The organism is Cobetia sp., from assembly GCF_983723665.1.
Window position 1 is genome coordinate 2,802 of record NZ_CFDJES010000026.1, and the last position, 2,789, is coordinate 5,590.

The 2,789-nt window shown below is 66.4% G+C and carries 3 protein-coding genes; all 3 read left to right on the forward strand.

Annotated elements, in window-relative coordinates; all coding sequences use genetic code 11:
* The coding region (locus AC4FAH_RS04470) for a hypothetical protein (RefSeq protein ID WP_490245696.1) at nt 1-258 on the forward strand (258 nt) is incomplete at its 5' end.
* Nucleotides 259-717: 459 nt separating this feature from the next.
* Complete coding sequence (gene bioB, locus AC4FAH_RS04475) at nt 718-1,896, forward strand: biotin synthase BioB (protein ID WP_215823958.1); 1,179 nt, start codon at nt 718-720, stop codon at nt 1,894-1,896.
* 6 nt (nt 1,897-1,902) lie between these two features.
* Nucleotides 1,903-2,789: aminotransferase class I/II-fold pyridoxal phosphate-dependent enzyme (locus AC4FAH_RS04480; RefSeq protein ID WP_490245697.1), on the forward strand; the 887-nt coding region annotated here is incomplete at its 3' end.

Here is a 2,789-nt window from a genome sequence, read left to right on the forward strand (position 1 = left end):
CAGCCCGCGACACAGTTCCGCCAGCGCATCATGGCCGCGCTGGCGACGACGATAGGCATCTGCCGGTACCAGCAGCACTGCGCCGTGAGGATGCGCTTGGCGCCACTCGCGACAGAAGTGCGCAAGCTCCCGCTGCATGAGTTGGCGCAGCAGTCGCCCAGCGCGGCGCTGATGCTGGTCCTTGTAGCGCTGGAACAGCCCCGCCAGCAACCCTTCATACCGCAGCGGCGCAAAGCAGCGTGCAAAGGCAGGCGGTGACGACAGGCACCGCGCACAGGCCTGCTGACTCAATGCCAATGAGGCGACAGGCTCAGCACAGCGCGGACAGGCATGCTGATTGCGCGCGATTCTCGCCTCGCAGGCGTCGCACCACTCGCGGCGCGATGACAGCTCTCGCTCATGACGCGAGCGAGTCGCTAGAGAGGAAAATGAAGGGGGAGGTGAAACTGAAGCGCTCTGCCGTTCGGTCGCGCCGGGCATGGCTGTCGTCAGCTGACGCTGACAGAAGGCGCAGGGTCGCGACAGCTGCCAGTGGTCAACCAGCAGAGTTCTCATCGTTGACAGCGCCCGCGGAAACTCTATCATCTCAGTTAACCTGACCTTACTCGATGCGTTGACTGGCCACTTGCCAGCTCGGCTGCCGACTCCCGGACTCACCCACGGATGAACGGCTCAGCGCGCTCTCGCTCTGCCCGCCTGATGAAGGACCTCAAGCTCATGACCGTAGAAGCCTCCCGCGTGACCACACAAGCCACGAATATCCCTGCGCCTGCCGATGACAGCGTGGTACGCCATGACTGGAGCGTCGCGGAAATCGAGGCGCTGTTCGCCCTGCCCTTCAATGACCTGCTGTTCCGTGCCCAGCAGGTGCACCGCCAGCACTTCGACCCGAATGCGGTACAGGTCTCCACCCTGCTGTCGATCAAGACCGGCGCCTGCCCGGAAGACTGCAAGTACTGCCCGCAGTCCGGCCACTACAACACCGGCCTTGGCAAGGAAAAGCTGATGGAGATCGAGAAGGTGGTCGAGCAGGCGCGTGCCGCCAAGGACGCCGGCGCCAGCCGCTTCTGCATGGGCGCGGCCTGGAAGAGCCCGCGTGAGCGCGACCTCGAAGTGGTCACCGAGATGGTGCGTCAGGTGAAGTCGCTGGGACTCGAGACCTGCATGACGCTGGGCATGGTCGATACCGATCAGGCCAGAAAGCTCGCGGATGCCGGCCTCGACTACTACAACCACAATCTGGACACCTCACCGGAGTACTACGGCGAGATCATCACCACGCGCAGCTACAGCGAGCGCCTGGACACCCTGGCCAGCGTGCGCGAAGCCGGCATGAAGGTGTGCTCCGGCGGCATCCTCGGCATGGGCGAGACCACCACCGACCGCGCCGGCCTGCTGCGTCAGCTGGCCAATCTGGAGCCGCAGCCGGAATCGGTGCCGATCAACATGCTGGTCAAGGTGGCGGGCACGCCGCTGGAGAATGTCGATGACCTCGATCCCATCGAGTTCATCCGCGCCATCGCCGTGGCGCGCATCATGATGCCGAAGAGTCACGTGCGCCTGTCCGCCGGCCGCGAGCAGATGGACGATTCCACCCAGGCACTGGCCTTCCTCGCCGGCGCCAACTCCATCTTCTATGGCGAGCGTCTGCTGACCACCGGCAACCCGCAGGCCAACCGTGACCGCGAGCTGTTCGAGCGCCTCGGCCTGCACCCGGAGACCCGCCAGGAAGTCGCCAGCGACGAAGTGCGCGAAGCCGCCCTGAAGGCCGCCATGGAAGAACAGGCACGTGCCAATGTCGAGGGCAGCCTGTTCTATGACGCCACGCGCGAGGCGACGCCCGCCAGCAGCGAAGGCCAGGTGCGCGAGCGCAAGCCCTGCGGCCTGGTGGTGTGATCGCTCGTGGCCACCGACACGCCCGCCAGCGCGCGCTTAAGCCCTCAGTCCAGCGCCAGCTTCACGCATCTGGAGGACCTGCTCACTCAGCGTGAGCGGGTCGGCCGTTATCGCCGGCGCCTGACGCTGGATTCGCCACAGGGGCCCCACGTCAACCTCGCCGGGCAGGAAGCCGGTGCAGGAATGCGCCCGCTGCTCAACTTCACCGCCAACGACTATCTGGGGCTGGCCAACCACCCGGCGCTGGTCGAGGCCGGCTGTCGCGCGGCGCGTGAATTCGGTGTCGGCAGCGGCAGCGCTCACCTAGTCAATGGCCACCAGAGCGCCCACCACCAGCTGGAGGCTCGTCTGGCCGAGCTGACCGGACGGCCACGCGCGTTGCTGTTCTCCACCGGTTTCATGGCCAATCTGGGCGTGATCGATGCACTGGCGAGCGCCTCGCGCGAGGCCGGTCGCAGCCTCGAGATCTTCCATGATCGCCTCAATCACGCCAGCCTCCTCGATGGCGCGCGCCTGGCGTCCTCCGGCACCACTGCCGTTCGCTCGCGTCGCTTCCATCATCGCGATATCGAGGACCTCGAGCACCAGCTGGCGCGCTCCCGGGCCGATGACACGCTGGTGATCAGCGATGGCGTGTTCAGCATGGATGGCGACTGCGCCGATATCGCGGGCCTGAGCCAGGCCTGCGCCCGGCACGGCGCCTGGCTGATGATCGATGATGCCCACGGACTGGGCGTGCTGGGCGAGCATGGCGAAGGACTGGTCGGGCGCGATACCCCACTGGCTGACGTGCCGGTATTGGTCGGCACCCTGGGCAAGGCGCTCGGCAGCAGCGGCGCCTTCGTCGCCGGCAGCGATGCGCTGATCGAGAGCCTGATCCAGCTGGCGCGCCC

Bases quoted from the DNA above. Each gene is read 5' to 3' on its own strand.
- bioB (WP_215823958.1), top strand. From the start codon at position 718: ATGACCGTAGAAGCCTCCCGCGTGACCACACAAGCCACGAATATCCCT.